Annotated in this window: 27 protein-coding genes and 9 pseudogenes; 14 read left to right on the forward strand and 22 right to left on the reverse strand. The window is 67.8% G+C overall.

Annotated features, from left to right (window positions below):
• The first annotated feature begins 160 nt into the window (after window positions 1-160).
• Window positions 161-346: a hypothetical protein gene (locus tag OG953_RS41805; RefSeq protein WP_405692395.1), complete on the forward strand. Its 186-nt coding sequence runs from the start codon at window positions 161-163 to the stop codon at window positions 344-346.
• A 60-nt stretch (window positions 347-406) separates the two neighbouring features.
• Here the strand turns inward: OG953_RS41805 and OG953_RS41810 are convergent, their stop codons facing one another.
• A complete protein-coding gene (locus OG953_RS41810) occupies window positions 407-811 on the reverse strand; it encodes a hypothetical protein (RefSeq protein ID WP_405691209.1) in 405 nt (134 codons plus the stop codon).
• A 942-nt stretch (window positions 812-1,753) separates the two neighbouring features.
• On the opposite strand from OG953_RS41810, the pseudogene OG953_RS41815 reads away from it, so the two are divergent.
• The 3 genes and pseudogenes from OG953_RS41815 to OG953_RS41825 form a co-directional block, all read left to right on the forward strand.
• Window positions 1,754-1,909, forward strand: a pseudogene (locus OG953_RS41815) (IS5/IS1182 family transposase); the annotation flags it as partial.
• Window positions 1,910-2,137: 228 nt separating this feature from the next.
• Window positions 2,138-2,293, forward strand: coding sequence for a hypothetical protein (locus OG953_RS41820; RefSeq protein ID WP_405691211.1), 156 nt, complete (start codon window positions 2,138-2,140; stop codon window positions 2,291-2,293).
• A 142-nt stretch (window positions 2,294-2,435) separates the two neighbouring features.
• The gene (locus tag OG953_RS41825) at window positions 2,436-2,630 is read left to right on the forward strand and encodes a hypothetical protein (RefSeq protein WP_405691213.1); all 195 of its coding nucleotides are present in this window, start codon (window positions 2,436-2,438) and stop codon (window positions 2,628-2,630) included.
• Window positions 2,631-2,756: 126 nt separating this feature from the next.
• Here OG953_RS41825 and OG953_RS41830 read toward each other — a convergent pair whose 3' ends face one another.
• A complete protein-coding gene (locus OG953_RS41830; RefSeq protein WP_405691215.1) occupies window positions 2,757-3,734 on the reverse strand; it encodes a transposase family protein in 978 nt (325 codons plus the stop codon).
• 212 nt (window positions 3,735-3,946) lie between these two features.
• Here OG953_RS41830 and OG953_RS41835 point away from each other — a divergent pair, with 212 nt between their 5' ends.
• Window positions 3,947-4,705 carry a PDZ domain-containing protein gene (locus OG953_RS41835; protein ID WP_405691217.1) on the forward strand — a complete coding sequence of 253 codons (759 nt, stop codon included), beginning with the start codon at window positions 3,947-3,949 and terminating at the stop codon, window positions 4,703-4,705.
• A 413-nt stretch (window positions 4,706-5,118) separates the two neighbouring features.
• On the opposite strand, the gene OG953_RS41840 is transcribed toward OG953_RS41835, so the two are convergent.
• Window positions 5,119-5,904, reverse strand: a complete 786-nt coding sequence (locus tag OG953_RS41840; protein ID WP_405691219.1) for a hypothetical protein — start codon at window positions 5,902-5,904, stop codon at window positions 5,119-5,121.
• Window positions 5,905-6,185: 281 nt separating this feature from the next.
• Here OG953_RS41840 and OG953_RS41845 point away from each other — a divergent pair, with 281 nt between their 5' ends.
• Window positions 6,186-7,043 (forward strand): SAM-dependent methyltransferase, encoded by an 858-nt coding sequence (locus OG953_RS41845; RefSeq protein ID WP_405691221.1) that lies wholly within the window; start codon window positions 6,186-6,188, stop codon window positions 7,041-7,043.
• Between the two features lie 593 nt (window positions 7,044-7,636).
• Here the strand turns inward: OG953_RS41845 and OG953_RS41850 are convergent.
• Both OG953_RS41850 and OG953_RS41855 read right to left on the reverse strand, forming a co-directional pair.
• A pseudogene (locus OG953_RS41850) lies at window positions 7,637-8,134 on the reverse strand (transposase); the annotation flags it as partial.
• Window positions 8,135-8,429: 295 nt separating this feature from the next.
• Entirely contained in the window at window positions 8,430-8,822 is a 393-nt protein-coding gene (locus OG953_RS41855; RefSeq protein ID WP_405691223.1) for a hypothetical protein, read from the reverse strand.
• A gap of 541 nt (window positions 8,823-9,363) precedes the next feature.
• On the opposite strand from OG953_RS41855, the gene OG953_RS41860 reads away from it, so the two are divergent.
• Complete coding sequence (locus OG953_RS41860) at window positions 9,364-9,906, forward strand: alpha-ketoglutarate-dependent dioxygenase AlkB family protein (protein WP_405691225.1); 543 nt, start codon at window positions 9,364-9,366, stop codon at window positions 9,904-9,906.
• Window positions 9,907-9,931: 25 nt separating this feature from the next.
• Here the strand turns inward: OG953_RS41860 and OG953_RS41865 are convergent, their stop codons facing one another.
• Window positions 9,932-10,192 carry a helix-turn-helix domain-containing protein gene (locus OG953_RS41865; RefSeq protein ID WP_405691227.1) on the reverse strand — a complete coding sequence of 87 codons (261 nt, stop codon included), beginning with the start codon at window positions 10,190-10,192 and terminating at the stop codon, window positions 9,932-9,934.
• Window positions 10,193-10,344: 152 nt separating this feature from the next.
• On the opposite strand from OG953_RS41865, the gene OG953_RS41870 reads away from it, so the two are divergent.
• The gene (locus OG953_RS41870) at window positions 10,345-10,758 is read left to right on the forward strand and encodes a DUF6086 family protein (RefSeq protein ID WP_405691229.1); all 414 of its coding nucleotides are present in this window, start codon (window positions 10,345-10,347) and stop codon (window positions 10,756-10,758) included.
• Window positions 10,759-10,800: 42 nt separating this feature from the next.
• Here OG953_RS41870 and OG953_RS41875 read toward each other — a convergent pair whose 3' ends face one another.
• The gene (locus tag OG953_RS41875; RefSeq protein ID WP_405691231.1) at window positions 10,801-12,402 is read right to left on the reverse strand and encodes an ISL3 family transposase; all 1,602 of its coding nucleotides are present in this window, start codon (window positions 12,400-12,402) and stop codon (window positions 10,801-10,803) included.
• Between the two features lie 206 nt (window positions 12,403-12,608).
• Window positions 12,609-13,487: an alkylmercury lyase family protein gene (locus OG953_RS41880; protein ID WP_405691233.1), complete on the reverse strand. Its 879-nt coding sequence runs from the start codon at window positions 13,485-13,487 to the stop codon at window positions 12,609-12,611.
• Between the two features lie 236 nt (window positions 13,488-13,723).
• Between OG953_RS41880 and OG953_RS41885 the strand changes: the two are divergent.
• Window positions 13,724-13,843: pseudogene (locus tag OG953_RS41885) on the forward strand (IS3 family transposase); the annotation flags it as partial.
• A gap of 207 nt (window positions 13,844-14,050) precedes the next feature.
• Here OG953_RS41885 and OG953_RS41890 read toward each other — a convergent pair.
• From OG953_RS41890 to OG953_RS41930, 9 genes and pseudogenes are all read right to left on the reverse strand, one after another.
• Entirely contained in the window at window positions 14,051-14,521 is a 471-nt protein-coding gene (locus OG953_RS41890; RefSeq protein ID WP_405691235.1) for a hypothetical protein, read from the reverse strand.
• Window positions 14,522-15,015: 494 nt separating this feature from the next.
• The gene (locus OG953_RS41895; RefSeq protein WP_405691237.1) at window positions 15,016-16,032 is read right to left on the reverse strand and encodes a proline racemase family protein; all 1,017 of its coding nucleotides are present in this window, start codon (window positions 16,030-16,032) and stop codon (window positions 15,016-15,018) included.
• Window positions 16,033-16,383: 351 nt separating this feature from the next.
• A pseudogene (locus tag OG953_RS41900) lies at window positions 16,384-16,632 on the reverse strand (ISAzo13 family transposase); the annotation flags it as partial.
• A gap of 16 nt (window positions 16,633-16,648) precedes the next feature.
• A pseudogene (locus tag OG953_RS41905) lies at window positions 16,649-17,029 on the reverse strand (DDE-type integrase/transposase/recombinase); the annotation flags it as partial.
• Window positions 17,008-17,430 (reverse strand): hypothetical protein, encoded by a 423-nt coding sequence (locus tag OG953_RS41910; RefSeq protein ID WP_405691239.1) that lies wholly within the window; start codon window positions 17,428-17,430, stop codon window positions 17,008-17,010. The gene OG953_RS41910 and the pseudogene OG953_RS41905, both read right to left, overlap by 22 nt.
• A 44-nt stretch (window positions 17,431-17,474) precedes the next feature.
• On the reverse strand, window positions 17,475-17,984 hold the full coding sequence (locus tag OG953_RS41915; protein WP_405692397.1) for a helix-turn-helix domain-containing protein: 510 nt from the start codon (window positions 17,982-17,984) through the stop codon (window positions 17,475-17,477).
• The gene (locus OG953_RS41920) at window positions 17,882-18,589 is read right to left on the reverse strand and encodes a hypothetical protein (RefSeq protein ID WP_405692516.1); all 708 of its coding nucleotides are present in this window, start codon (window positions 18,587-18,589) and stop codon (window positions 17,882-17,884) included. The genes OG953_RS41915 and OG953_RS41920 overlap by 103 nt, the downstream gene beginning before the upstream one ends.
• A 190-nt stretch (window positions 18,590-18,779) precedes the next feature.
• Window positions 18,780-18,944 carry a hypothetical protein gene (locus OG953_RS41925; protein WP_405691240.1) on the reverse strand — a complete coding sequence of 55 codons (165 nt, stop codon included), beginning with the start codon at window positions 18,942-18,944 and terminating at the stop codon, window positions 18,780-18,782.
• A gap of 261 nt (window positions 18,945-19,205) precedes the next feature.
• Window positions 19,206-19,379, reverse strand: a pseudogene (locus tag OG953_RS41930) (helix-turn-helix domain-containing protein); the annotation flags it as partial.
• A gap of 310 nt (window positions 19,380-19,689) precedes the next feature.
• Here OG953_RS41930 and OG953_RS41935 point away from each other — a divergent pair.
• On the forward strand, window positions 19,690-20,160 hold the full coding sequence (locus tag OG953_RS41935) for a GNAT family N-acetyltransferase (protein WP_405691242.1): 471 nt from the start codon (window positions 19,690-19,692) through the stop codon (window positions 20,158-20,160).
• Window positions 20,161-20,301: 141 nt separating this feature from the next.
• Here OG953_RS41935 and OG953_RS41940 read toward each other — a convergent pair whose 3' ends face one another.
• From OG953_RS41940 to OG953_RS41950, 3 genes and pseudogenes are all read right to left on the reverse strand, one after another.
• Window positions 20,302-20,592 carry a hypothetical protein gene (locus tag OG953_RS41940; protein ID WP_405691244.1) on the reverse strand — a complete coding sequence of 97 codons (291 nt, stop codon included), beginning with the start codon at window positions 20,590-20,592 and terminating at the stop codon, window positions 20,302-20,304.
• 367 nt (window positions 20,593-20,959) lie between these two features.
• Window positions 20,960-21,790, reverse strand: a pseudogene (locus tag OG953_RS41945) (IS5 family transposase).
• A 246-nt stretch (window positions 21,791-22,036) separates the two neighbouring features.
• Entirely contained in the window at window positions 22,037-22,189 is a 153-nt protein-coding gene (locus OG953_RS41950) for a hypothetical protein (protein ID WP_399338308.1), read from the reverse strand.
• Window positions 22,190-22,307: 118 nt separating this feature from the next.
• Between OG953_RS41950 and OG953_RS41955 the strand changes: the two genes are divergently transcribed.
• Window positions 22,308-22,880: a GNAT family N-acetyltransferase gene (locus tag OG953_RS41955; RefSeq protein ID WP_405692399.1), complete on the forward strand. Its 573-nt coding sequence runs from the start codon at window positions 22,308-22,310 to the stop codon at window positions 22,878-22,880.
• A gap of 36 nt (window positions 22,881-22,916) precedes the next feature.
• Here OG953_RS41955 and OG953_RS41960 read toward each other — a convergent pair whose 3' ends face one another.
• Complete coding sequence (locus tag OG953_RS41960) at window positions 22,917-23,357, reverse strand: DUF6083 domain-containing protein (protein WP_405691246.1); 441 nt, start codon at window positions 23,355-23,357, stop codon at window positions 22,917-22,919.
• Between the two features lie 182 nt (window positions 23,358-23,539).
• Here OG953_RS41960 and OG953_RS41965 point away from each other — a divergent pair, with 182 nt between their 5' ends.
• Window positions 23,540-23,668 carry a TIGR02391 family protein gene (locus tag OG953_RS41965; RefSeq protein WP_405691248.1) on the forward strand — a complete coding sequence of 43 codons (129 nt, stop codon included), beginning with the start codon at window positions 23,540-23,542 and terminating at the stop codon, window positions 23,666-23,668.
• Between the two features lie 500 nt (window positions 23,669-24,168).
• Here the strand turns inward: OG953_RS41965 and OG953_RS41970 are convergent.
• A pseudogene (locus OG953_RS41970) lies at window positions 24,169-24,539 on the reverse strand (IS5 family transposase); the annotation flags it as partial.
• Window positions 24,540-24,643: 104 nt separating this feature from the next.
• On the opposite strand from OG953_RS41970, the pseudogene OG953_RS41975 reads away from it, so the two are divergent.
• Window positions 24,644-24,888: pseudogene (locus tag OG953_RS41975) on the forward strand (transposase); the annotation flags it as partial.
• Between the two features lie 32 nt (window positions 24,889-24,920).
• Entirely contained in the window at window positions 24,921-25,913 is a 993-nt protein-coding gene (locus tag OG953_RS41980; protein ID WP_405691250.1) for a Tn3 family transposase, read from the forward strand.
• Window positions 25,914-25,953 lie beyond the last annotated feature (40 nt).

A 25,953-nucleotide genomic window follows, 5' to 3' on the forward strand; every position in this document is an offset into this window, starting at 1 on the left:
CCCCCACACAAGATTTTCAGCAGCTTTCTAGAAGGACGTCCTGGCCCGCTGCCCCGAACTGAATACTGCCGCCAGGCACATTCGCGACTTCGGCCAGATACTCACTGGCCGCCTCGGTGCCACGCTCCCCACCTGGATCGACGCCCTCGACGCAAGCCAACTGCCCGGCCTCACCGGCTTCGCGCCCCACATGCTTCGAGACCTCGACGCCGTGACAGCCGGACTCACCCTGGAGTGGAGTTCCGGTGGCACCGAAGGCGCTGCGAACCGCATCAAGAAGATCAAAAGACAGCTCTACGGACGAGCTGGCTTCGAACCACTCCGCAAGATGATTCTGCTTCAGTGACGCATTGCGACCGCACCCCCAAGATCTGTGCCAGAACCCCGTTCTCATGGACATAGCCAACTAGTGTGGCCGCGGCCCAGTCAGGAGTGCCCTGATGGCGCCCCGGTCTGCGGGAAGGCCAATGTCGTCGAACCATGAGGTGATGAGCTGGGTGTATCGCCAGCACACGTCGCGGTCGGCGAGAGCGCTCAGGTAACGGTGCTGAGCTGGAGTGAGCTTGGCATCCTGGTCATAGCCGGAAGGGAAAGCTGCGGCGAGCAGCGGTCCCCAGTCCTCGGCGATGGTGAGGTTGCTGCAGAACGGCACGGAGGCCATGGCGGCTGGCAGGAGTTCCTCGAAGTCGGCAGCGCGTTCGATGCCCGCGGGCAGAAGGGCGTGCCGTAGACGGCCTTCGATATGCGGAAGCGGTTCCCCGGCCCAAGGGTCGGCGGCAGTGGGTTCGAGGAACCAGGAGTCGATGACCACGGGTTCGAGCAGAGCGCGGAGGATCGTTCGCGTCGCGTTGGTGTTGCTGGCGCATCCCGGTGACAGGGCGGCGCAGGCACGGATGGCGAGGACACCGCGAGCCAGCTCGCGGTGTCCTCGCCCCAGGCGCCGATGGTCAAGACGGTGTTGGCGCGTTCACGCCAGTCGGTGCTCTCGGTGAGCAGCCGCCGGAGAATCTGGGTGGTTCCGGAGATTCGACTCGCCAGCTCGGGAGATTGAAGGAGCGCTGCGGTGGCGCTGAGGGCGCTTGCTCGGACGGTGGGGTCAGGGGCCAAGAGGTGGGTGGAGACGGCGTCGTGGATCGTTCCGCGGACGGCGCGGACCGCATCGGTGACGCCCGGATCGTTGCCGTCCTCCTCGTCGGTCGTCTCACCGTAGGCCGCCGACTCCGCGATCTGACCCAGCCATTCCAGCAAGGCGGCACGCAGTGGCCGAGGCCGCTCATCCCAGGTGGAGTAGTTCTCATGGCGGGCCAGAGTGCGGGGGTTGTTCAACACCGTGGCTACGTACAGTGCGGCTGGCGCTGTCGCGCTGTACAAGGACTCTTGGTGCAGGACGGACATATCCAGTAGCCCCAGGGCCCCCGCTTGAACCTCCGGATCCTCGTCCAAGGGCTGCTGCAGGCGAAGTGGGGTGTCCTGCGCCACTCCGTAGGCATGCTCCAGCCCGGTCCAGTCCGTGCGCTCGATCACGGAACGTGGATCAGGCAATTGCCCATGGAGTGCCTGATCGGCACTCTGGTAGTCATCCTGGTTCGTCACACGGCAAGGATCGCCCCTGCCACTGACATGCCTCCGAGTCGGACTGTGGGAGGGACTCCAGCAAGCCCGCTGCTGACGTGCTACTCCGTCTATTTAGACCGACCGGCAGTAGGTGGCGGAGCAGGGTCGCGATGAGGGGTGGCAGCAGAACGGGCACAGGCCCGCGCGCGTCGTGTTCGAACACGACGTCCAGGCGCTGGTCCACGGCTCCGGATACGAGCGCATTTTCTCGCCCGGATGCTCCGACCGCACGATCCGACGCCGCGTCAAGCTGTGGGCTCAGATGGGGATCTCGCAAGCGCTGCACCGGATCGTGAGGGGCCTCGGCACTGCTGCGGATCGGACGGGGAGGTCGCTGAGCTTCCAGGTCCTTGATCAGCTTGGCGAGAGGCCGCATGAGCAGGACGGGCACGTGGTCGAGGACCAGGTACGTGCGGTCGCCGGAGGTCTGCAGATGGCTGCTGTTGAGCGCCGCGATGCGGCTGGCCTGCTGTCCGTAGAAAAGTACGAGTGAGCCGGCGACGCGGACATCGAGGGGAAGTTCGTGGTCGTGAAGGCATTGCTGGAGGGTGTCCCAGTGCTGGTCGTCGTCGATGCCTGCCGTCCGCCGGTCCTCGGTGGGGATCTCCTCCCGTACTCGTCGACACTGTGGTCGATGCAGAGTGCAGAGCAGGCGCCTCCCGAACCCGTCGAGAAGTGACTTCGCAGCTGCGGTTCTGGACACACATTCCGTGAGCGATCTAGAGTCCGGCTTCACCGGACCGCGGTGATGCGTGGTCCGCGCAGCTCACATGACGCGCGCCTCCTGCTGGCGAGAGCCAGCAAGATCTTTCACGAAATGTGTGCCAGAACCGCAGCTGCTCGATAAAGCCACCGCGACTCCAGCGCAGGCGACGGCAGACCTCGCCGCAACCACCACCGACAGGCGCGAGGCTGTCATCCCGGCCCACACGCTCGTCTCCGACCTGCTGGCCGATATGGGAGCCCACCGGCCCTACCTACTGACACCCCAAGGGGACATCTGCCGGGAGTGGTAGCCACCTACAGCCGCCGGCACGAAGCCCCGGGGCGAGGACGCCCGGGGCTTCTCTGTGCTTCGTGTAACGACCTTGGGTGAAATTGGGGTCGGGGCGTGTTGGCCTGGTGGTTCGGCTGGTGGTTGATCAGCTGACGGTGTTGCGGGCGAGGACGAGTTCGGTGTTCGTCCGGCGGCGGGTCGGGCGTCGTGCGGAGCGGTCGGAGACCAGCGAGGCGATCGCGAGGTGGGTCTCGGCGTAGGTCTCGCGTCGGCCGGTGTACCGCTGGAGGGGCCGCCACTGCTTGTACTCGGCGTTGGTGTGCTCCACGCAGATCCGCGCCGAGGACTGGCGGCGGCGCATCTCGCGCCAGGCCCGCTTGTCCCCGTCGCAGGCGTCCTCGGCCGGCTTCTTCGGAGGGGCGCTGACCTGGCCGGGGAACTCCTTGGCCAGGCCCTGGTATCCCGAGTCGGCCTCGGCCTTCACCTCCGGGTGCCGGCGGAGCTGGTCCGCGATGCCCTCGGTGCGCAGGGCGGTCTGGTCGTGCATCCGGCCCGGGCGGACGACACCGGAGAACAGCGTGCGACCCTGCTGGTCGCTGAAGGTGGTGGTCTTGATCGTGTTCTGCTTCTTCTTGCCGGACACGAATGCCTTGCGCCCTGGCCGTCCGGCGCGCGGGCGTCGGACCTGCACCTCGGTGCCGTCGATCCGCAGGTCCACGCCTTCAAAATCGGCGTAGGCGAACACATCTTCCAAGGTCCGCAGCCTGACGCCGGGGCGGTCGGGCACGGCGAAGCCGCGGGCAGCGAGCAGGGGCCTGACCTGGCGGATCGCGGCGGAGACCGTGGAGCGGTCCACCCGGTACAGCTCGGCCAGAGCGGCGTGCGGCAGGCCGAGCCGCAGGTGGACGAGGGTGACCAGTAACCGGTCGACGAACTCCAGCTTCGGCTTGCGCCCGGCCCCCTCCGCCCGGCGCCGTTCGTAGCCCCGCTGCCGGTCGAGCGCCGACTCACGCCGGGCCCACCAACGCGGCGACAACTCTTCGAGCAACTCGCCGAGATGTGCGCGAGAGACCCCGGACAGGGCAGGATGGGAGCAGGCCGCACGGGCCCAGGTGAGCGTCACAACTCACCCAACCCGTGCGGCCCTTCTCACGTCACGGCCCCACCAACACCGGGACTATTCATCCCCAGGTCGTAATGGCCACCGCGCGCACCGGCGGCGAGGAGCTGCGTGGGAGACTGATGGACCCATTGGGTGGTTTGAGCGTGTTCATATCCCTATGGCTGGGGTGTGGCTGGGACGGTTGTGGCGTCGTCGATCACGAAAGGCCCCTGATGATCCGTAGATTCGCCCGGTTATGCAGCGCTGTTGCTCTGGGCACCGCAATGCTCACGGCCGCAGCGGTTGCGCCTGCCAGCGCATTCACCGCATCGGCCGCGGTATCCACGCCGAGCCAGCTCAAATCCCTACCGCCGCAGCAGAACGTCCCCTCCCTGGACGCCGGCGGGCCTGCCGGGACCGCCAGCTATCCCCCGGACGGGCAGCGGCACCCCGGGCCCAGCACCATCACCATCCAGGCGCCGCCCTACACCCGCATCGTCGGACTGGACCTGCGGTGCAGCGGGATGGGCTGCCCGGTGAGTATCGCGCCTGACGGCAAGTCCGCCACGGCTCAGCTCACGGCCGGCACCTATGACTTCATCCGGCCGTGGACCGTCCACGTTGTCGCAGACCCCGACGCTCCCCTGGCCGGGGGAACCTTCAGTGGCACCTTCACCGTGGACGGCGTGACACAGCCGCTCACTGTGCACATCACCCCCGGCATCCAGGGCATCATCGCGGCCAACCTCCGCAACACCAGCCCCTCCGGCGGTGGCGTGCGCGTACTCTCCGTCGACCCGGGCACCAACACCGCTGCGGCCGGCCTGCTGCCCGGTGACCGCATTGTCGAGGTCGCCGGAATCCTTACGCCCACCGTCAACGACCTCGACAACGTCCTGAGCGGCAAGCGGTCCGGCGCCACCTATCCCGTGACCGTCGATCGGGGCGGCACGCTCGTCACCCTGCAGATCCCCCTGGACCCCGAACCGTAATCCCACAGGCGACACACCCCACATGGCGTGCCGTTCCCGTCGAGGATGCTGTCGGCGAATTTCGGGCCAGGCTCCTTCGCCCCGTTGGATCTGTCCTGCGGGGCGAAGTGCTGCGAGGCTGCTGTGGGTGCGGGCCCTTGCAGATCGAAACCGTGATCAGTGGGACTCCCACCCAAGCCGGACACGGCTTGTTTCCGCAGATCAGCACCCGGGGGGGCAAGCCGGTCCGGGACGACGACACCTCTTTCCACGCGATAGGCGTGGGAGAGGCTGAGGGTGTCTGGCGGGCGGCGGGTCGTCCGCAGCATTGCTCCTCAGGAGCAGCAGCACCGCGTCGACGCAGGCCCTCGTTTCACACCTTGCACTGCACCCCGCCCACTTGGGAAAACGGGCAGTGTGGCACACAGCAGCGGTCACAGGACGGTGCCGTGCAGGGCGTGGCGGTCTCCGGAGAGGGCGTAGCGGCGGGCCGCCAGGCCGTGGTCAAGGTCGATGCCGATGTCGTTGTAGAACCGGGTGAGGATGTCGGTGGCGTCGATGTCGGAGAGGTAGGCCGGGGCGACTTCGAGGAGCAGCTCGCCGATCGCGTGGGTACTGGCGGCGAGGTCGTCGACGGTCCGGCGCAGCGCGGCGAGCGCGGGATCCGCCGGCGGATCGTCCGAGGGTGGGGACGGGGCGGTGCGAACGTCGTGGACGGCTTGGCGGACCACCGCGCGTACGGCCGCCACATCGAGGTCCTGGAGGCCGCTGTGGGCAAGTGCGGCAAGGTGGCGGGTGATCAGCTCCGCGACGTCGCCGGAACGGGCGGAGATGGCGAGTAGGGCGCGCTGGGGCAGGCCGTAGTCGAGCGCGGCCGTGGTGGCCGGGCCGGCATCTCGCGTGCGAGACACGGCGGTGTCGGCGGCGACGGCCGCGTGGATCGCGCCCAGGGCGCGGGCGACATCGAGCAGCCGGTACGCCTGGGCGCGGCTGATGCCGAACTCCGCTGCGCAGTACGCCTCCCACGAGCTGTATCCGAGCGGTGTCCGGACGCGGGCTGCGTGCGCGTCGCGGACTCGGGCTGCGAGGACCGCGACGGAGCGTCGGACGTCGTCCATCGCCGCGCGTATCCCCGCCGTCATTTCCCGGGCCCGCACGGCGTCCAACGGCGCTGGCACCGGGCGAGCGACGTCGCCCTGGTCCTCGTCGTGCTCGCCCATACCTCCATCGTGCGCCGCGTCGGGGGCCGGACCAGGGCGTGCGGATGACCTCTGACACGAGATCTCGACCGTTTGCCAAGTGATCTTGACGGCCAACGAAGCATGCCTGCCGCATGTAGGCGATTCAGTGCATGGATGCATCCGTGCTTCCGTGCGCCCCGCCGTGTGGCCTCACTGCGTGCCCGTCCCGGGGAAGTGGTGGAGGCAGCGGGGCCGATCGGCCGGGTCGGCCCGGCGGCGCCGGCCCACCCCGTGGGCCGCCCGGAAGCGAGGAGTTGGACATGAGCAATCCATCGGCCCGGGAGGTCGGCGAATGGTACGATCGCTTCGGGGGCCTGTACGGCCTGACCATGGGCGACAGCATGCACCTGGGCATGTGGACCGACGGCGTGCGGACGGAGACGGGGGAGCTGACGGCCGACGAGATGTGGGAGGAACTCACCCGGGCCCAGGACTCCTGGACCGGCACCCTCATCGACGTGGTCGGGCTGCTGCCGGGACAGCGGATGCTGGACGTCGGCTGCGGCACCGGCCGGCCCACCGTGCGGATCGGCACCGAGTCGGGCGCGAGCGTGCTCGGCGTGACGGTCAGCGCCGCGCAGGTCCGGGCCGGCCGCGACCGTGCCTTGAAGGCGGGACTGTCCGACCGCGTCACCTTCGAACAGGCGGACGCCATGGCCCTGCCCCAGGAGTCCGAGACCTTCGACGCCGCGTGGGCCATCGAGTCCTTCGCTCACTTCTCCGACCGCCCCGCCGCGATCCGCGAGGTTCGGCGGGTGCTGCGGGGCGGGGGCCGCTTCGTCCTCGCGGACTGCTACGAAGCCGTGCCCTTCACACCCGAGGAAGTCCAGCTCTTCCAGGCCGCGTTCGCCCTCTCCCGCCTCCCCGCCGGACCCGAGGACTACTCCCGCATGCTCGGCGAGGCCGGCTTCGCCATCCAGGACACGCGCGACATGTCCCGGGCGTTCAAGCCCACCTACGAGCTCATCCCGCGCCTGTTCGCCGCAAGGCGCGCCCAGATCGCGGAGCTGGTGGGCACCGACGCGATGGCGCAGCTCGACACCGTCTACCCGCGCATCCTCGCCCTATGCCGGGACAAGATGGGATACACCATGGTCAACGCCGTAAAGTCCCCCTGACTGCGGCCAGTCCCGCCCCCGACTCCCGATTCCGTCGCCGCCAGGCCAAAACCACCCGGCACAGCACCCCATCGCCAGCTGCCACCCCGGACTGGCCGGGCCATCGCCTGTAGGGAGGCGCGGTTCAGCGTGGAACGGGCCGGTCAAACTAGCCTGGCAAACGGTCAAGATCACTTGCCAGAGGACAGCAAGGGCTCAGCCTCCCAGCTCTCCCCACCTCCCAGCTCGACTCCCAGAAGTGCCGCCACCAGGCAGAACAGGAGGTCAACCTCCCAGGCATCCCAGATATTTAGGGCATTCCATCCCCCAGGCCCCCAGGTGCCTCCCAGGTGATCTGGGAGCGTGGGAGGTTGCACAGAGTGAGCCACCCAGGCTCACGCGCGACCCGTTCCAGTGTCGGCAGTGACGGCCTGGGCGAGGAAGTCGGCGAGGTCGCCTGCGGCCTCCGGTTCGGTGGCGGCGAGCCGGGCCGCGAACGCCAGCCGGCCGACGCCGGCGCCCGGGACCAGGAGGGCGAGTGCGGCGAGCAGCGCGGCGTGGGCGAGCAGCGGTGGCGGCAGGAGGCCGGCGGCGGCCTCGCGGGCGGCCGGGTCGCGGGCGTCGCGCTCGGGGTCCGGAGATTCCTTCCACGTCTTGGTGCGCTGGAAGGTGATGCCGCGGCGGACGAGGAGGCAGCGTAATGCCTCGCGGCCGATGCGGACGATCCGACCGTGGACTTTCCGCAGGTACGCGACCAATTTGCGCAGTGACCAGCGGGTGAAGGGCTGGCCGAGCTTGACCGGTCGGGTGGTGGCCGTCTGGATGACGAAGTTCTCGTCGTCAGAGCTGAGCAGGCGGGGACGGCCTCCCGCCCACTGAGGGTCCAGACAGGCCAGGCCGATCTCGTTGAACCGGTGGATCACGTCGCGGACGGTGTCCTCGTCGGCCTGCACCAGCTGGGTGATCACCGGTACCCGGTTCCCGCCAGCCGAGGCCAGTAACATCATCGCCCGCCGGTAGCGCACCGAACTCGTGCTGCCCCGACGCACGATCTGCTGCAGCCGTTGCCCCTCCTGGTCGGTCAGTCTGCGTACACGGACAGGCCCAGCCACCGCGCCTCCAGCGGTCGGATCGGATGTCACCGCACATCCAACCGCCACGACCACCAACCCGGCGAACCTATGCGGTCACAGCACTAGTCGGAGTGCGCCGGAGACGTGCCGTACGCGGATGGGGGATGGTTCTGGCTTCGCCGTACGAGCGGCGGGCAGCCTGGTTGCCTCTCGGGTCGTTCTCCGCCGTTCCGAGAGCAGTAGAGCGCCGCAGCATGACCGGCTGCGGCGCATTCGGCCTCTCAGGTTCGGCAACCACCCGCGCGGAGCGCGGTGCCACGCCTGCCAGGTGCGTCTACCGGGCGAGGAGGGCGGCGGTGACGAATCGGCTCGCCTCGTCGTACGACCAGGCGTTGTGCCCGGGGCTCTCCTGGGTCAGGGAGTGCCGCAGGCATGCCGCAGCGTCGTCCAGGGTCGGTCCGTCGTCGTCTGCGACGGCCGTGAGTGCCGACTGCGTGAGGTAGAGAGCCACGCCCGGGTTCGTCTCGCGCGCCCATTTCACGGCGGAGACGACGTAGACATACAAGTCACAAGAGGGGAGTTGTGCTGGGTGCTTCCGGTGGTACTCCCGCAAGTTCCATTGGAGTGCGAGCCGGATCGTCTCGTAGACCTCGCCCGGGACCTCTCCCTGCCGTCCTGCGGCTGCCCGCGCGTCGATGTGTGCCTCGGACTCGTAATCGGTCACCACGGTGTTCCCTCCCTCTCGCCGGAGCGTCCGGCGGCTCGTGCACCCTGCCCCGCCCGGGGTCCGCCAACCGTCGCGTTGACTTTGGGCGATCCGTTTAACCTGGGGGCGGAAACGGTCGGTTGCGCCCCACCTGCCTCTGGAGTGCTCGTACGGGTGGAACTGCAACCAGCTGTCAGCTTCTGAAGTCACCTGCACGGATAACCGGAGTCGGCTGTACGCGCCGATGGTGGGTCACCGACGGAGCCCCTTGACCTGGAACGGCGAGTCTGTTGGGAGCGACGCGAAGCTTCCTTCAACGGCCACGGACTCCTATCTATGACCCGCGGTCGCAAGGTAGGGGTGCCCCACTGGTCCGCGTTCTGATGGGCACGCGTGGCGGGGCGATGTCCCTGAAGTGTTGACGAACGAGGGCTTCCCTGCATGGCATCGCACGACCGGCGACCCGATGCACCCGTGATCCGATATAGCGAGATACTTGTTGGATAACGGCGCCGATGATGACCACACCGCGGCTCGATGTGGTTGGTCCCCTGGAGAACTGATGACACCGCCACCTCTCGATATCCACTACCACGCGGGCGCACTGGCCGATCCCGATGCCGACCTGGCCTTCGTCTTGGCCGAGGTCACCTGGGACGAACGCATGCGGGCACGGCGGACCGCCAGCTTCGGCCTGCCGTACAACTATTCCGGCCAGCACTATGACGCCACTCCTATGCCCCCGCGGATCGCTGCGATCGGCGCCCGCGCCAGTGCACACGCCGGCCATCCCTTCAACAACTGCCTGGCGAATCTGTACGAGAACGGCGACAACACCATGGGCTTCCACCAGGACTCCTACGACGGTCTCGTCTCCGGCAGCGCGATCGCGGTTGTCTCCCTCGGCGCGACGCGCCGCCTGGCCTTCCGCAGCCTCGACCGGACCCACCGCGAGGAACTTACCCTCGAGCATGGCTCGCTGCTGCTCATGACCGCCGTGACCCAGCGCGGCTGGACCCACGCCGTTCCCCGGGATCGCTCGGCCGGCTGCCGCGTCAGTCTCACCTTCCGCCACTTTGATCCGAAAGCTGCCCAGGTAAGCTGACGACGGATCATCGATTCCAGCACGGCTATCCCTGGAGGTAGCGGTGTAGGGAGGTCTTCGGGATGCCGGTCTTGGCGCTGATCTCGCCGTAGCCGGCGCCCTGGTCCTTGAGCAGGCGCGCGTTCTCGATCTTGTCGGCGGGGTGGGCAACGGGGCGGCCGATGCGACGGCCAGCGGCTTCGGCGACGGCGCGGGCGTGGGCGTGGGCGTGGGCGGCGCGTTCGGCAGTGAAGGTGCGCTCCATCTCGGCGAACAGGGCCAGTAGCAGGAAGGCGATGCGGCCCATGCCCTCGTCGGCCCTTCGGCGGCACGCCGCCCGCCGACCGCAGCCGGCGGGTCGCCTCGTCGGTATTCACGAGAATGGGTTCTGGCTCACTTTCCGTGGAGGGCTGACTGACCGTAGCGTCGACCCCCTATGACCAGCAGTGAGAGGTTGACGTGAGCCAGTACTACAAATTGAGCGACCAAACCCTGTGGAACCCGTCCAACGGGGCGTCCCGGCTGTTCATGAGCCATGTCACCGTCTATCAAGCTGAAGTGGGTTTGCCATCCGGCATCGGCCCAATGGAAGCTGACGAGTGTCAGATTGACCCCATCGCATTCGCGGCGTTCGTCGACGCCCTGCTCGCCTGGCATAGCAAAACCAGGCACGCCATCATGGCCACACTGTCCGAAGGGTTCGTTGCCACGGTGCTGGCCTTGGCTGAGAAGGCGAACATCGAGGTGAACTGGCAGGCGGCCGAGCGCGCCGAGAGCCGCTATCTCAAGACGGCTTCGGATCCCCATGCAAGGGAGTGGACAGCCGCACTGCAGCAGAAGTCACGCGAGCTCATCAGACACATAGCGACCTGAGGCTCGTCTGCCAGCACCCGCGGCAGGCTCGCAAGCGTTGCCCTAGGTGTAGAGCAGGACACGCTTGCGGAGGAGATCGAATCCTGCTCGGCCGAACATCTGGCGTTTGAGCATCTTGATCCGGTTGACGTGTCCTTCAACCACGCCGGAGCTCCAGGGCAGGGTGAGGCCGGCGATGACGGCGTCCCGGTCGCGGTCGATGCCTGCGGCGAGTGTGTGGAGGCCGGGGAGGTCGTCTCGCCGGACGGCATCGAGCCACTGCGGCAACCGTTCGCCCTGGCGCTCGGTGCGCATCTGGCCGAAGGAGCGGACGTGGCCGGTGAGGGCGTCCAGTTCAGGGCAGTGGACCAGAACGGCTTTGAGCCGAAGGCGTTCCGTCTCGGTGAAGGTCTCCGGCCGGCGGAGGATCCATCCGGCGACGACCTGGGGTGACGGTGGCCGAGCCGTGACGGGACCTGGCGAGAGCCGCTTCTCCCGGAAATAGGCGCGAACCCGCTGGTAGCTGCCCTGATAGCCGAGCGGCACGATCTCCTCCCACACCCTCCAGGCATTCGTGCAGCCTTGGTTCCAGCGGTCATCCAGGTAGGGCTTGAACGCGTCGAGTTTGGATGGCCGGCCCTGCCACTGCCCCTGGAACAGGTCCTCCGGGTTGGCTGCGTCGGCGAAGAGCTTGACGGTGCGAGAGGTCATCCGGAGTTGGCGGCCGATCGCCCTCCGGCTGAGCCCCGCTGCCAGCAGTTCGTGGACCGTCGCGTGGTTCACACGGGTACGGTCAGCGAAGCGGTGTCCCCTCGGCCAGGGCGATCCGGAGGGATCTTCGAACTTCTCCGGCTCGGGGGCACGCTGGGCCGGATCCGGCGCCAGGGCCTTCAGGCATCCGCGGTGGTCTGCGACGCACCGTTCCGCAGCCTCGCTCAGGTTGTGCCAAAGATGCCACCGGTCCGCGACCTGCACTGCTTGTGGTGCCCCGGCCGTGGCCCCTTCGGCGAAGAACGGTGCCCGATCGCGGCAGACCACCTCCACCCCGGGCCGTTTCACGAGCCAAGCGGTCAGGCTGGACGCCTCCCGGTCAGGCAGCAGATCGACTGGACGCCGGCTTTCGACGTCGACCAGGACAGTCCCGTAGTGACGCCCCTTGCGGGTCGCGTACTCATCGACACCGACCACCCGCGGGGCCGGAACTTCGGGGTCGGGCAACGCTTTGACCAGCCGCAGCACCGTGCTGCGGCTCACGGAAACACCGATCATGCTCGCCAGTCGGGCACCGGCCCGACCGGCGAGCGCGAGCCCGACCGCGGCCAGCGTCGACCGCAGGCGCTCGGTCCGCCGACCGTACCGACGAGTCAAGCCTGGCAGCTGTTCGGCGAAGGTCCTCTGCCCGCACGAGGTGACCGGGCAGAGGAACCTGCGGACGCGCAAACAGAGAGCAACCCGTCTGCCACCACTGGGCACATCAGCGGGAAAGCGCAGGTAGGAGCTGTGAACCCGCCGTGACCAGATCCCGCATCCGGGACAGGCGGCCCCAGCCACCGTGCTTCGAGCCTCGATCCGTACCGCCTCGTCGTTCACATCGACCGACAGCACCGCCACGTCCGCGATCGACGGGAACAGCAACTCCTCCAGCCGGAGCACTACTTCTTCCACGAGCCGAACTGTCAGCCCCACCCCACCCGGTACGGGTCAATTCCGGGCAACTTCCCCGCGGCCCGCTCACCCAACGCCGTCACTCAGCGTGCAAGCTCCACGGAAAGTGAGCCAGAACCCGAGAATGGGAGGCACCCCGTACCGGGGATGGGTGACGCCAAGGGATCTGTCCCACGGGGCCCTCCCTCAGGGGCTCCCTGTGGTGTTCAAGGGGCGAGGAGGGGGCCGAAGGTCTGCCGGCCGATGCGTTCGGCTTCCGGCTGATTGACTACGCGGCCGGGAACGTCCGGGTGCCGGCTCGTCCAGGTGCGAGCGTTGTCGGCGTTGGTGAAGAAGTTCAGAGCGTCGCAGCAGGCGGAGGCTGCGGGCCCGCCTCCGGGACGCTGTCCGACGAAGACCACCGCGCTCGTCGGTTCCCACCGCATGGTGCCGTCGGTGGAGGTGACGGTGATGGGGTCGCCGGTCACCGGGTCGGTGGAGGAGATCACCGCGTCCTGACTGAGCATCGCGGGGATGCCCAGGGCATCGATGGCGCACATCGACCACACCTCGATTCCGTCTTCGAGGCGGACCCGGTGGCGGGTGGGAACGGCGGAGAGGGGGTACGCGGCACGGATGTTCCCGGCCTTGTCCAGGGTGAGGAAATCCTCCGCCGCGAGCTCGGCGAGCACGTCAGTGGCGCTCCGCCTGGCCTCGGCCGTCACCGGCTGGAGCGTCCGCGCGTCGGGGGCGGTTCCGGTGGCGGCGAAGTGGCGCAGGATCTGCTGGTGCACCGCGCGCAGGCCGCGCTCGGCAGGGGCGCGGCGCCCGCGGCCGTCCCTGCCGACCACGTCCAGCGCCTCCGGCGGCTTCGGGGTGCAGCAGTCCGAGCTCCCGGCTTCCTGTCCGGGCGTGGCCGACCCGGCAAGGGCCCTGTGCAGGGCGGCCTCGCCGGGCACGCCGGACACGGTGCCGTCGGCGTCCCGGTACAGGCGGCACGACAGGCTCGGTGCTGCCCCGGGCTGCGCGAACGGGTCGGTGCCGTCGATCAGGATCGTCGGCGATCCGCACATGCCCAGCCGGGCAGCCTCGGCCTCATCAGCCACTCAACCAGCTCCACCTGAGCTTCTCGTCCGTCCAGCGCGGCGGTGACCCGCTCCAGCGCGGGCTGCGCGTTCGGGCAGCCCGCCACCGTCAACACCGTGATCCGCATCCGCACTGTCCTCCCACACCGCTGTTCGCCTGCTGCACCCCCGACGCTAGACCTTCCAGTGCACTAGAAGGTCAAGGGGCTAGCCTGAAGGCATGCGCATCGGCGACCTCGCCGCCCGCGGAGCCGACCGAGAAGATCAAGCAGATCCACGCGGACTCCGGCGGCATTTACGGCTCCCCGCGCGTACAGGCCGTACTCCGGCGCGAGGGCGATGCGACTGGCCGCAAGCGGGTCGAGCGCCTGATGCGCGTACGACCGGACGAAGCCGAAGGACAACTTCTCCGCCAGGCCCCTGCCCAAGGCTGACAACGGAGCCGACGGGAGCATCCTGAAGATATTCATGGACCGGAACCGCATTCTGGACGGGTTCAGCAGCGGGCACGACGTCGACGCCTACATCGTCTCGATCTCCTGACGCGCCCTGTGGGCAGAGCCCGGCGCTCTGCCCACGGGTTCTCAGGTGCTGGCTGGCCAGAACTGCACCAGGTACCGCTCCACCCCGACGGGCACGTCCACCGCCGCAAGCCGGGCGGCCTCGGCCCGGCCTGAACAGTAGGCGCGGACCTTCCACAGCGTGTCGGGTCGCCCGAGCTCCACCCGGCCTTCGCCGACCCCGGACATCGTCTCAACCGACAGGTTCCCGGTAGTCGAAAAAATCTCTGCTTCGCCCTGGGCTTCCCAAGGTTCGTCGCCGGTCACGGACGGCTCGCTGCTCCACACCTCGGCTGTCAGAGCTGCCTCGTGGGTGTGCCCGGCGCTCTCGAAGTCGAGACGCATGTCGTAGGCGGTCAGGAAATCTGCCCCTGGATCCTCTGCCCGCTCCTCGGGGAAGGGAGCGGGGACCTCCATGTCGTTCTCTTCCTGAAGGGCGAACGCATGGAACTCCACGGACACCCGAACTTCCTCGCGCGTCACCAACTCGGCCACAGAGAACTCCCGTATCTCCCGCTACCGGCGCAGGAACTCTATCCGGTGGCGACGGCCACGCTGCTGGCTCTGCCTCACGCAGGATCGCGACTGCCTGCATGCGGGCAAGCTGCGGAGCACGACCGCCCGCACCCCACACCACTCGCAACGTCTGGAAAGCCACAGCTCCAACCTCGAACTCAGCTGACAGCCCCACAACTGGTCCCGTGTACCCGACACAGGCGGCAAATGACGCGCGGGCTTCCATGCATGGTGGTGTCGGGCCCAGCCGTCAGTGGCAACAGGCCAAGGACGTTTCTGCAGGTGAAACCGGCTACCCGTACGGGTGGTTGACCGTGCAACGCCTGTCGTTGGGCGGGCTGCGACCACTAGGCGTACAACCCGAAGCTGGACGTCGACTTCACCCAGCTCCACGACGAGAAAGTTGACGCAGAGGGCTTCGACCAGGCGGCCTGAGCCAGCTCCAGGTCCGCAGTGGAGATGATGACTCCCCCTCAGCGAAGCACGAAACCCGGCACCATGTCGTCGTCGGGGTCGACGATGAACCGGTGCTCGCCGGTCTGGTAGGCCCGGCCGGTGACCACCGGCACCACCGCCTCCCGGCCTGCCTCGTGCGTGGTCCTTCGCACCCGCGCAAGCCAGGTCGCCTCGGTGATCGAGCTGTGCGCGAGAACTTGGTCGGGCTTGAGCTGGCCGGTGGAATGCAGCGCGGCAATCCGCGAGCAGGTGCCCGACCCGCAGGGCGAACGGTCGACCTCACCGTCGGCGAACACGGTGACATTGCGCTGCCGCAGGCTGCCGTCCGGACCGATCCCCTGGTCGTCGATATAGATGACGCCGTAGATGCCGCTCAGCCTGGCGTCGAGTGGGTGCTCGGCGAAGGCGGTGGGGTTGAGGAAGCCCTTGATCTCGCGGCTCAGCTCGATCAGCGCCGTAAGCGAGGCCACACTCACGTCGAGGCCGACCGCTGCGACCGGGACGTGAGCATAAATCGCGCCGCCGAAGCTGATCCCACACCGGACCTCCCCGCGCGAGGTCGGGACCGGCACCTCGTCGTACAGGACGTAGCTGGCAACACTGACGAAATCGACGCTGACGACCCGATCGCCGTCGGTGGCCACATGGGCGCGGACCCGCCCCGAGGGCACGTCGATCACTACCTCCGTGACCCCGCTGGGATCGATCGGAACCCGGCCGCTACGCACCGCCCACGCGCCAAGAGCGATGGTGCCGTGACCGCAGGCGGTCGAAAAACCGTCCTTGTGCCAGAAGAGCACACCGAAATGGGCCCCCGCGTCGTCGGGCGGAACAATGAACCCGCCGTACATGTCAGCGTGGCCGCGGGGCTCGGAGCACAGCAGAGCACGCAGCCCGTCGATCCCGGGATCGGAGATCGCGCTCACACGCTTGTCAGCCACGGTGTCGCCTGCGATCCCGGGCACGTCGGTGACGATCCGGAACGGCTCACCGCCGGCATGATAATCGACGGTGCGGATGTCGGTGATGGTCATGGTGGGGTCCGATCCTGATACGGGACAGCGGGACGGGCCGTCAGGCCATGGGCACAGAGGGGTAGTCGGCCGACGCGGCAAAGGTCCCCTTGATCGACCGTGTGGACACCCGGCACCTCCGAGCCAGCCTCATTGCCCGTGAGTGAACCATGTGACATGGCACAGTGCAATGGCACATCCGGGATTCTCCGCAAAGCTACCCAGCGAACGCCGACAGCCACTACCAAGAGCCCAACAAGAGCCCAAATGGGTGACGGCCGACGCCAACGGACTTCCTCGCCTGGTTCAGAACGGACCTCGCCCTGATCGCAGGAGTGAAGTCTCCCCGGAAGTTCCCTCAAGGCCGGGTAGTTAGGGCTTGCCGGACCTCGCCGTCTTGATCTCTGATGTCGGGGTGATGCCGAGGTGGGCGGCGAGGTCGGTGAGATCGTCGAGGGTGGCCAGCTGTGTTTCGGCGGGTTCGATGGCGTGCCCGATGTCATGGAGGAGTCGGCGGGTTTGGCTGATGGCCCGGTTGAGGGTCACGGGGGTGATGGTGAAGAGCGGCGCGATGACGACCTGGGGGATCTTGAACCGCTGGTAGAGGGTGGTGGCCAGGACATATGCCGGGTCGTCCCATGCTCTGCCTCAGGTTCAACTTCCGTATCTCCTTGCGGAATTCGCTACTTGTGTACTCGCTTCCGCGGTCGGTGTGCATGATGCAGCCGGGCTGTAGGCCACCGCGTCCGGCGGCCATGCGCAGGGCGTCGGTGACCAGCTCGGCGCGGTGGTGGTCGGCCATCGCGTACCCGATCACCTCGCGGGTCGCCAGGTCGATGACCGTCGCCAGGTACCACCAGCCCTCGATCGTCGGAAGATACGTGATGTCGCCGACGAGCTTCGTGCCAGGCCGCTCGGTGAAGTCGCGGCCGACCAGGTCCGGAGCCGGGGCGGCCTTGGAGTCCTGCTGCGTCAGGTGGCGGCGCCGACGGCGGGTCACGCCTCGGATGTCGCGCACACGTCGGCCGTGCTGCGGCGGTGGGCGGCGGCGAGCAGGGTGGTGATGGTGGCGGGTTCCTGTCCAGTCAGGGTGGTGATGGTGTCGGTGGGGTAGTGGAGTATGTCGTGGAGGAGGACGCTGTCGTCTTGGAGGGCGATGGCTTCGGGGCAGGGACGTTGGCCAGTGAGGACGGCCAGTCGTGCGGTGAGCAGCTGCCAGGCGTGGGCGGTGGGGTTGGGGCGGGCGACGATGGTGGGCCAGTGGGTGGCGAGGTGGCCGAAGGTGTCAGCAATGAGGCTGTGGGCGGTGATGGGGCCGACGTGGAGGAGCAGTGAGTAGAGAGCGCAGAAGGCGGGGAGCGCGGGGGCGGTGCTGGGTTGAGGCTGGATGGGAATGGGGGAGTGTGCGAGTTGCTGCATGGTTCCTTCCCCCCTTGGAGGGCTGATGGGCTGGTGGGGTGGGGTTATCCGAATGCGCCGGCCGAGATGGTGGTGACCCGGGCGGCGGGCGGGGTGCTCGCGGTCCGCCAGATTGGGTGGAGGTCGGCGGGTCGCCCGCGCAGGACGAGAACGAGGTGGCACGTGGTCGGCCAGTCCGGGATGCCGGGGCCTTCGAGGGCGCGGGTGACATCCGTGGGGGTGAGGGTGTTGTCACTGGCTTCGCAGATGGCGTGCGGGGTGGGCGCGGCGGCGGACAGGCGCAGGCCGCGGAGGAAGGCTCGGTAGCGGTCGGCGGCTTCTGCGGGCGTGGCGGGCAGGGGCGTGGCTACGTTGTGGACGGTGTTCCACAGCGGTAGCAGATCAGCGGGGTCGGCGGCGCAGGCGACGGCCAGTCCCGCGGTGATGCACCAGGAGGGGTCTCGTTCCCCGTTCAGGATGCGGGAGATGTAGGAGGGGTGGACCCCGATGTCGGAGGCGAGGCGGCGCAGGGTGTAGCCGCCGCGGCGCTGGAGGTGGGAAAGAGCGCTCGCCAGTAGCTGGGTGGGAGAAGGGGGGCGGGGTGGCGCTGGTGGGGGCTGGTGCCGGCATCCGGGTCGGCCTCGGCCGCGGTGTCGCTGCTTTGGGTGTCGGGCGGGCGCTGCTGCGGGATGAGCATGGTGAGGCCGGCGGTTGCGGGGGGTCGTTGTGAGGGCGTGGGGCGGCGGTCCATGCGGCGGTCGAAGGCGTCGAGGGTCCACCCCTTACGGAGCCGGTCGCGGCTGAGGCCCAGGGCACCGGACATGGTGTCCCAGGACTCGCCGCGGTCGCGGCCGCGGCGTACGGAGACGGCTTCCAAGTCTTCGCAGAGCCGGATAATCACCGCACGGTGCCTCAGCAGGTCAGCCGAAGGCAGTTGGTTCCGTGTGGCGTTAACGAGGTCCTTGACCGCCTGCTGGAGGTCAAGGGCGACTTCTGCCAGCAGGGCGTCGTGGCGGGCCGGATCGTGCACGGCTTCCTCCCCCGACGTCTTCTTGCGGCGGCTTGCCTGGTTACGGCAGACGTCACTGCAGTAGTTCCTGGGGCGGCCCGGCTTCGTCTCGCGGACAAACTCCCTCATGCAGTTCGGGCAGGTCGACTTGCGCGCGGGTGACGGGGTCATGCAGCGTGCCTCTTTCAGGGGACGTACGAAGACGGGGTTTGCGCGCCCAGGCTGGTCGTTCACAGCCCTTTTGCCGCAAACCCGTCGCTGGCCGAGGCTGGGCCCCGGCGTGCCCGGGGCCGAACGGCGCTCCGGTCTCCGAAGTCTGGGACGGAACGCCGTACGGCCGGCGGGACGGGTGTGGGCAGGCTCAGCTGATACGAAGCCGCCGGTAGGCGATGTACGTACCGCGTGAGGCGGCCGCGGCGGATGTGAGGAGCAGACCGGCCGCCCAGTCGGCTGATACGCCGTTGATGAGCACGAGCGCGGTGACGGCGATGGCTACGAACGCGCTACCGCGTGCCGTGATTGCCATGTCATCGATCCGCTGCGGCCCTCGGCCCTGAGAGGGCGGTATGTGAGTTGATGGGTGATGTGTCGGCTGAAGTTCCCCCCGCCCGGACCTCAAGAGGCCCGAGGTCCGGTCGGTGTCGCGAGAGCGGTCGGAGGGTGGTTGTCCCAGTAGGGGTCCTCCCGTTCGGAGGGTGGCCCCACCCGCTCGATGAGGTCGCAGGTGCACGTGCCGCCCTCGTACAGCATCTTGTCGCACTCATCGTGGTGATCACGCTGCGGCAGGCGCTTCGGGGGCGCAGCCCTTCGGCGCCCGCCGGTACTTTGGTGGATCATCACTGGCCACAGCCCGCCGCACGGTGTTCCGGGCGATCCCCAGATGCCGCGCGATCCCCTTGATCGACATGCCCTCCGCACGGTGCAGCCGCGGGATCTCAGCCCAGTCCTCCACACCGATCACCTCTTCCACCTGACTCCCATGGAGCCGGACTGATCACTTGATCACGGAAGGGGTCACTTTTCATCAACCGATAGGGGGTCACGGTTCAAGGACCGGCGACACACGTCAGGCCGAGTCGCTCTTCACTAGGAGCTGCCTCGGACGCGATCACAGTCCGGCGTGCCAGTCCCGCTCCAGATCGCCTGTGTCGCATACGCTGCGAAGACGTCCAGCCTGGCGTCCTTGATAACGCGTACGCACAAGGAAATACCGCCCCGACTCTTCACGTCGGCCTGGATGGCGCAGCTGCCGATGCAGGAAGGGGTGTGGCATGAGGTCCCCAGGCGTGCACCTACGGGAGATCACCGACGACAACCGGGATGCCGTTCGTGCCCTCCGCGTCCGACGTGACCAGAAGCAGTTCGTCGCCTCCGTGCCCAAGTCGCTCAAGGAGGCGGCAAAGACGCCGGAGGCCAGTCCCTGGTACCGCGCCGTGTACCGTGGCGACGAGCCAGTCGGCTTCGTGATGCTGTCGTGGAAACCGTCGGCTGGTACTTTCAAAGGGCGGCACTTCCTCTGGCGCCTCCTCGTCGACAAGCGGTACCAGAGGCGAGGGATCGGCCGAGAGGCACTCACGCAGATCGCCGCCCTGGTTCGCGCGGACGGCGCCACCGAGCTGCTGACCAGCTACGAGCCCGGCGACGGCGAACCGTGGCCCTTCTACCAGAAGTTCGGATTCGAGCCCACCGGGGAGATCGACGACGGCGAGATCGTTTTGCGGCTCACCTTCCCCGCTCGGTGAGCTCATACGGGAAGCCGCGGACGGTTTTGACCTCCGGTGGTCACATGACGAAGAAGCTGGCGCGACGGCTCCGGGCTCTCTTCCCACCCGCCCCGAAGAGGTCCGCCCCGCACCGGCCCCCTGTAGGACCCATGCGGCGCGTCACATCACAACAGGGCAATCGTTGCCTGACGTGGCACTACGAGTTGGTAGCTTTCGGATCCCGGCCACCGGGGAGCACAGGACCCACACCACGCTCAGCACCGCCCCGGCCGTGCCCACCCACAGCGCGGTCCGCAGCCCGGCCGCCTCCCCCAGCGCCCCGCCCGCCAGGGCTCCGAGGGGCCGGAAGCCATGGTTCAGGGTTCGGTAGGCGCCCGTCACGCGAGAGCGCAGCGCGTCGGGTATGAGTGCCATCTGGAGCGAACCGGCCGCGATGTCGATGAGCATCACGCCGACGCAGGAGACGAACTCGGCGACGAAGAGCGCCCTATGACGACGCTGGCACCCCCTACCGTGAAGCGCCCGGCTGTCATTGAGTCGCCCACGAGCACGGGCACGCGCTCCCCATCGAAAACCAGCGCCGGAATCATGGCGGGAATCTGATCAGTCATTCCCGCATCATCCTCGACCACCGGGCAGCCGCGATGCCCGGCAATTGCGGCCGTCACAAGATCAGCATCAGAGCCCTATTGCTTGTCTCGTTGTCGAACCCGCTCCCGACGCCGCCTCCAACGGTGGACATGCGAGCGGGTTCGTCATCTCACTGCTCTCAGAGGGCGTTTAGAGTGGGCGACTTGCCTCTTATGCCCTAGTAGGTTCATCGCCAGGTTGGCGTGCTCTCGTCCGTTATGCGCTTGGCGAGGTTGTCGATCGAAGCGAGGTGGATCATGGCTTCGGAGTTGACGGAGAGGGTCTCGCAGTCACGGACAAGGCGTCGGTGCATCATGATCCAACCGATGCTCCGCTCCACCACTCAGCGCCTTTTCAGGACGTGAAAGCCGCGAGTTCCGGGGTTCTTGTCGACGACTTCGACATCGATTCCTAGCTTCGCGCCGTGTTCGACGACGGCCTTCTTGAAGCCGGTGTCGACCCAGCTCTTGGCGATGGTTGGGTAGGTGTTTTTCGCCTGGTCGAGGAGGCGTATCTCCAGGGCGTTTTCAGAGAGGCTGGCGGCGGTGACGGTCACGGCGAGGATCAGGCCGATCGTGTCGGTGAGGATGCCTCGCTTCCGGCCCACGATCTTCTTCGCGGCATCGGTTCCCTGGCTGGTCACGGGCACGTTGGTGGAGGTTCTGATGCTCTGGGTGTCGATGACGGAGGCCGTCGGATCGGGCTTGCGGCCTTCCTTCACGCGGGCCAGGGCGGTGAGGTCGTAATTGAGCTGGGCGAAGATTCCCTCGTCGAGCCAGGCGGCGTAGTAGAAGTAGACGGTGCCGTGGCCAGGAAAGTCATGCGGGAGGTATTTCCAGGGGATTCCGGTGCGGTTCAGGTAGAGAATTGCGTCGAACACATCGCGGAGTTCGACCTTCGCCGGCTGACCGGTTGGGCGGCGGTCGAGCCGGGCTTTCCGCCAGGCCGTCAGAGTCGGCTCGATCAAGGCCCATCGGGCGTCGGACAGGTCGCTGGGGTACGGCTTGCGCTGGCTCACGCTGTACCGTCTTCGCGGATGGCGCGGAATGGATTGTTCCGCTGGCCATCGGGCGGTTCTGTCGCATTTTCAAACCAGACGGACTTCCAGTAGCAGAAGTTCGCAAAACGGACTACGAGGTTCACCCATCAAGGGGAGATGAAGCCCGCATAACGGCTGTAATCATTATGAACTGAGGCAGCGATAGAAGCCGTTTTTCGGAACAGAGGTACTTAAACGCCCTCTCAGAGGGCGTTAAGTCCGTTTCTAGTAGTGGCCTGGTCCGGGTTGGGTGAGGAAGTCTTGGCGTCCGAGGCGGCTGCGGGTGACGTTCATGTCTGGGCCGTCGGTGAGCAGGCCGAAGTCGTGCCGTTCGCGGACCCTGAATGGCTGGTCGGGGTGCTGGTTGAAGGCGTGCACGATCTGCTGGTAGGCGGTGCCTTGGTCGTGAGGGCCGGACCGGGATCGGATATTCGGTGTTCTGCCTGCCCATGAGGACACAAGATGGTGCGCATGACTTTGGCCACCCCCATACTGCATACTGCACACCGCTCGCCTGCGACTGCGCCCCTTCACCGACGCCGACGCGGACTCCCTCTTCGCGCTGCACAACAGCACCTACGTGATGCGCTATTGGGATTCCCCGCCGTGGAACGAACAGGCCCGCGCCAAGCGCTTCATCGCGATGTGCCGGAAGATGGCGGACGAAGGCACCGGGGCGCGGGTGGCCATCGACCGTGCTTCTGACGGGGCCTTCGTCGGCTGGTGCGGTCTGACCGGATGGAACCCGGACTACCGCAGCGCGTCGTTGGGCTACTGCCTCGACGATGCGATGTGGGGCCACGGCTTCGCGACGGAGACCGCGCACGCCGTGCTGCAGTGGGCATTCGACGCACTGGACCTGAATCGAGTTCAGCCCCGGACCCGAGTCCGGGGAACGGGGGCGCGGGCGGCGTTTGTTCGCGCGGCACGGCCGCGATCGCAAGGTAGCGGGCTGACAGATCCGGCAGCGGCCACTGGCAGTCCGCAGGGAAATGCGACTGTACCCCGGGCCAGAGCGCTGATCCGCGGTACAGGGGGCCGGGGTGAAGAACTGATCACCGGGTGGTGAACCGAACCCGGCCGGGGGACACGGTACCGGGGCTGGTCAGGCGGCGTCGCCCCGTACTCGGAGCTGGGACGGAAGCAGTGTGGCGCGCTCCTCGTTCGCCGCGGTCCAGGCGGTCAGCCACTCGGCAAGGTCGGGGCGGCCGGCGCGGGGGCAGACAAGATGGTGACTGATCCGGCAGGTCTGCCCCGGTCGGGGTTCGTCGTCCCGGGAGTTCAAGGCGGTGCCGTCGGGGTCGATGTGCCAGCGTTGGCGGGGAGGGATGGTGTGCGCGGCAAGGGGTTCGGGATCTTCGGGGTCGAGGCGGATCCACCAGCGGTAGTGGGTGGGGTGGATGTCGCCGGCGAGTCCGCAGCCGGGGCAGGCGGGTGCGGGTTCGGGTCCGGGGATGGCGCCGTCGTCTCGGCCTTGGTCGTCGTCGATGGCTTGCTGAAGGTCGGCCCACTCTTGGGCGGTCTGTGGTGTTCCGGTGTCCCCCATGCTCACCAGGGTCCGGACGGGCCGTCAGGGCGGGTAGAGCGCGATCAAGCCGTGCCGGGTGGGGGAGAAACCCGCCCGGTGTGCTCCCAGGCGCCACACGGGGCTTGTAGTGGCGCGGCGGTTTCGCAAGGGCAGGCCGAACCGGTGTACCCAAACCCGGACCACCAAACGGGACATGCGGCGTGGCGATCCGCAACCCGATCGCTCACGAGCAGGGTGACGAGCTGGAGGAGAACGAGGCGCTGGAGCAGCTGGCCGCGTTCAGTCTCCTCGCGAAGTGGATCGACGACGCAACTGTTGACAACACGTAGAGCGCGCGGAGCCAGCCCAAGACATGGTTTCTTTTGGTGGTAGCGCGGGGGGATAGCTGCCAGGATGCCCCGCATGGACCTATCTGCCGACACTGTGCTTGTCTTCGACCAGAGCGAAGACCTTTGTGTCTTCGCGTCCTTCGTGCACGCAGAGGACTGGCTGGAGGCCATCGATGTGTCAGAGGGCGAGTACCCGGCGGCTTACACACTCGATGGCAGCGTGGTGGCCGTAACTGCTCCGGATGGCTGGAAAGGCCCTGTACTCCTAGCGAGGACTGGCCGGGTTAACAGAGCAGATCTGGACGGCAGGGTAGCCCGCTACTGGAGTCTCCATCAGGTCGGCCAGTCACCCCTCGACCCTGTGCAGACAGTTGGCTTTTTGATCGACAGAGACAGTCGCCCGCGCAAGGGATGGTCGGAGCGATTCACCGGCCTTGTGAGGCGAGCTGTCCCGACTGGGGACAAGCCAGGAACACCGGCTGGTGATCGCTCTTCCGCGCCAGACGACGGTGGCAAATGAGGGCTGCGGCGATGCCGACGAAGGCCAGGAAGTGTTCGGGTTTTCGTTCGTAGTGGCGGTGTAGGCGGCGGCAGCCGACGAGCCAGGAGACTGTCCTTTCGACGACCCAACGGTGGCGGCCCAGTCGCTGTGACGACTCGACGCCCTTGCGGGCGATGCCCCGGCTGCGGAGCCATCGGCGCAGGTGGTCGTAGTCGTATCCCTTATCGCCGTGAAGCTTGCCCGGTCGCCTGCGTCGCGGTCCGCGGCGTGAACGGGTGGGCGGGATACCTCGCACGAGGGGTTCCAGTCCCTGGCTGTCGTGCATATTCGCGCCGGAGATCCCAGAGACAGCGGCAGCCCGTTCCGGTCCGCGTCTTCTCACCGCCGACCACCGGGAAGATCACCCGCCTCACGGTGCCGGACGGCTCCGACAGCGCCGCCTCCGCGACCCGCAGCAGCATCGCCTCCTTGTCGTGTTCGTGGCGACGTCGGGCTGTACGTGGAGGCAGTTGCCTCCGGTGTTCGGTCCGTGCTGGCAGACGGTGTACCGGCGTTTCGCCCAGTGGAGCCGGGACCGGGTCTGGGCCCGGCTCCACCGTGTCGTTCTTGATGAACTCGGTGCCCGAGGCGAGCTGGACTGGTCACGGTGCGCGATCGATTCCGTCAGCGTCCGGGCCGCAAAAGGGGGCCGCTGACGGGACCGAATCCGCGGCGGAGGCTGCGGCGAACGAGGCCTGCTATAAGGCCCGGGTGCGCACGGTGCTGCGCTCGTCGTACTCGGCGCACTGGCGGCGGATGCTCGCGCCGCTGCTGAAGGCGCTGGAGCCGAGGTGCAACATCACCGCCTATCGGCCGGTGATGGACGCGATCGAGCTGCTGAAGCGGTACCTGGAGCAGCCGCTGAAGGAGGGCGCTTTCTTCGACCCGGCGGAGACGGTGCCGCTGGAGGGCGGGGTTCCCGAGCAGTGGCGGGCGGCGGTCGTGGACGACAAGGGCCGTGTCGAGCGCATCCCGTACGAGCTGTGCGTGCTCGTGTCGCTGCGGGACGCGCTGCGGCGCCGCGAGATCTGGGTGGTGGGCGCGAACCGGTGGCGCAACCCGGAGGACGACCTGCCCGTCGACTTCGAGGACAACCGGGACGTCCACTACGCCGCCCTGGGGCAGCCGCAGGACGCCGACGAGTTCATCACCGCGCTCCAGGGCAGGCTGCGGGCGTCGCTGGACCGCTTCGACCGTGCCCTGGCCGAGGGGACCACGGGCGGGGTGTCGATCGTCAAGAAGCACGGCGAGCCGTGGATCAAGGTGTCCCCGCGCGGCAAGCAGGAGGAACCCGAGTCCCTGGTGGCGATCAAGGCGGAGATCGAACGGTGCTGGGGCACGATCGGCCTGCTGGACATCTTCTACGGCAAGGACGGCTTCTACGGCAGGGACGGCGACCTTGCCGGGCAGGACAAGGAGTCCCAGGAGGTGTCCATGCTCGCCCTTCACCTGCTCCAGTCCGCCCTGGTCCACGTCAACACGCTGCTGATGCAGCAGGTCCTCGCCGATCCGAAGTGGGCCGACACGCTCACCGATGCGGACCGGCGGGCGCTGTTGCCGCTGTTCTGGACGCACGTGAACCCGTACGGCAGGTTCGAGCTGGACATGAACAGCCGCCTCGACCTGGGCCTGGACTTGCCCCCAGCAGCGACGGTGCCCGGCCCGCGCGCTTCTGAGGGCCGGGGCGCCACGGCATCCACCTGACCAGGGCCGGGCGCACGGCGGAGGCATGGCCGGGCGGGTG

The sequence above is a fragment of the Streptomyces sp. NBC_00057 genome (assembly GCF_045041165.1).
Lineage (GTDB): Bacteria > Actinomycetota > Actinomycetes > Streptomycetales > Streptomycetaceae > Streptomyces.

Coding starts and splice junctions, on each gene's coding strand:
- OG953_RS41920 (WP_405692516.1), bottom strand. CDS start 18,589: ATGACCCCGTCACCCGCGCGCAAGTCGACCTGCCCGAACTGCATGAGG.
- OG953_RS41860 (WP_405691225.1), top strand. CDS start 9,364: ATGACACCGCCACCTCTCGATATCCACTACCACGCGGGCGCACTGGCC.
- OG953_RS41925 (WP_405691240.1), bottom strand. CDS start 18,944: ATGGCAATCACGGCACGCGGTAGCGCGTTCGTAGCCATCGCCGTCACC.
- OG953_RS41935 (WP_405691242.1), top strand. CDS start 19,690: ATGAGGTCCCCAGGCGTGCACCTACGGGAGATCACCGACGACAACCGG.
- OG953_RS41895 (WP_405691237.1), bottom strand. CDS start 16,032: ATGACCATCACCGACATCCGCACCGTCGATTATCATGCCGGCGGTGAG.
- OG953_RS41865 (WP_405691227.1), bottom strand. CDS start 10,192: ATGGGCCGCATCGCCTTCCTGCTACTGGCCCTGTTCGCCGAGATGGAG.
- OG953_RS41960 (WP_405691246.1), bottom strand. CDS start 23,357: ATGGGGGACACCGGAACACCACAGACCGCCCAAGAGTGGGCCGACCTT.
- OG953_RS41840 (WP_405691219.1), bottom strand. CDS start 5,904: ATGGGCGAGCACGACGAGGACCAGGGCGACGTCGCTCGCCCGGTGCCA.
- OG953_RS41845 (WP_405691221.1), top strand. CDS start 6,186: ATGAGCAATCCATCGGCCCGGGAGGTCGGCGAATGGTACGATCGCTTC.
- OG953_RS41835 (WP_405691217.1), top strand. CDS start 3,947: ATGATCCGTAGATTCGCCCGGTTATGCAGCGCTGTTGCTCTGGGCACC.
- OG953_RS41910 (WP_405691239.1), bottom strand. CDS start 17,430: ATGCAGCAACTCGCACACTCCCCCATTCCCATCCAGCCTCAACCCAGC.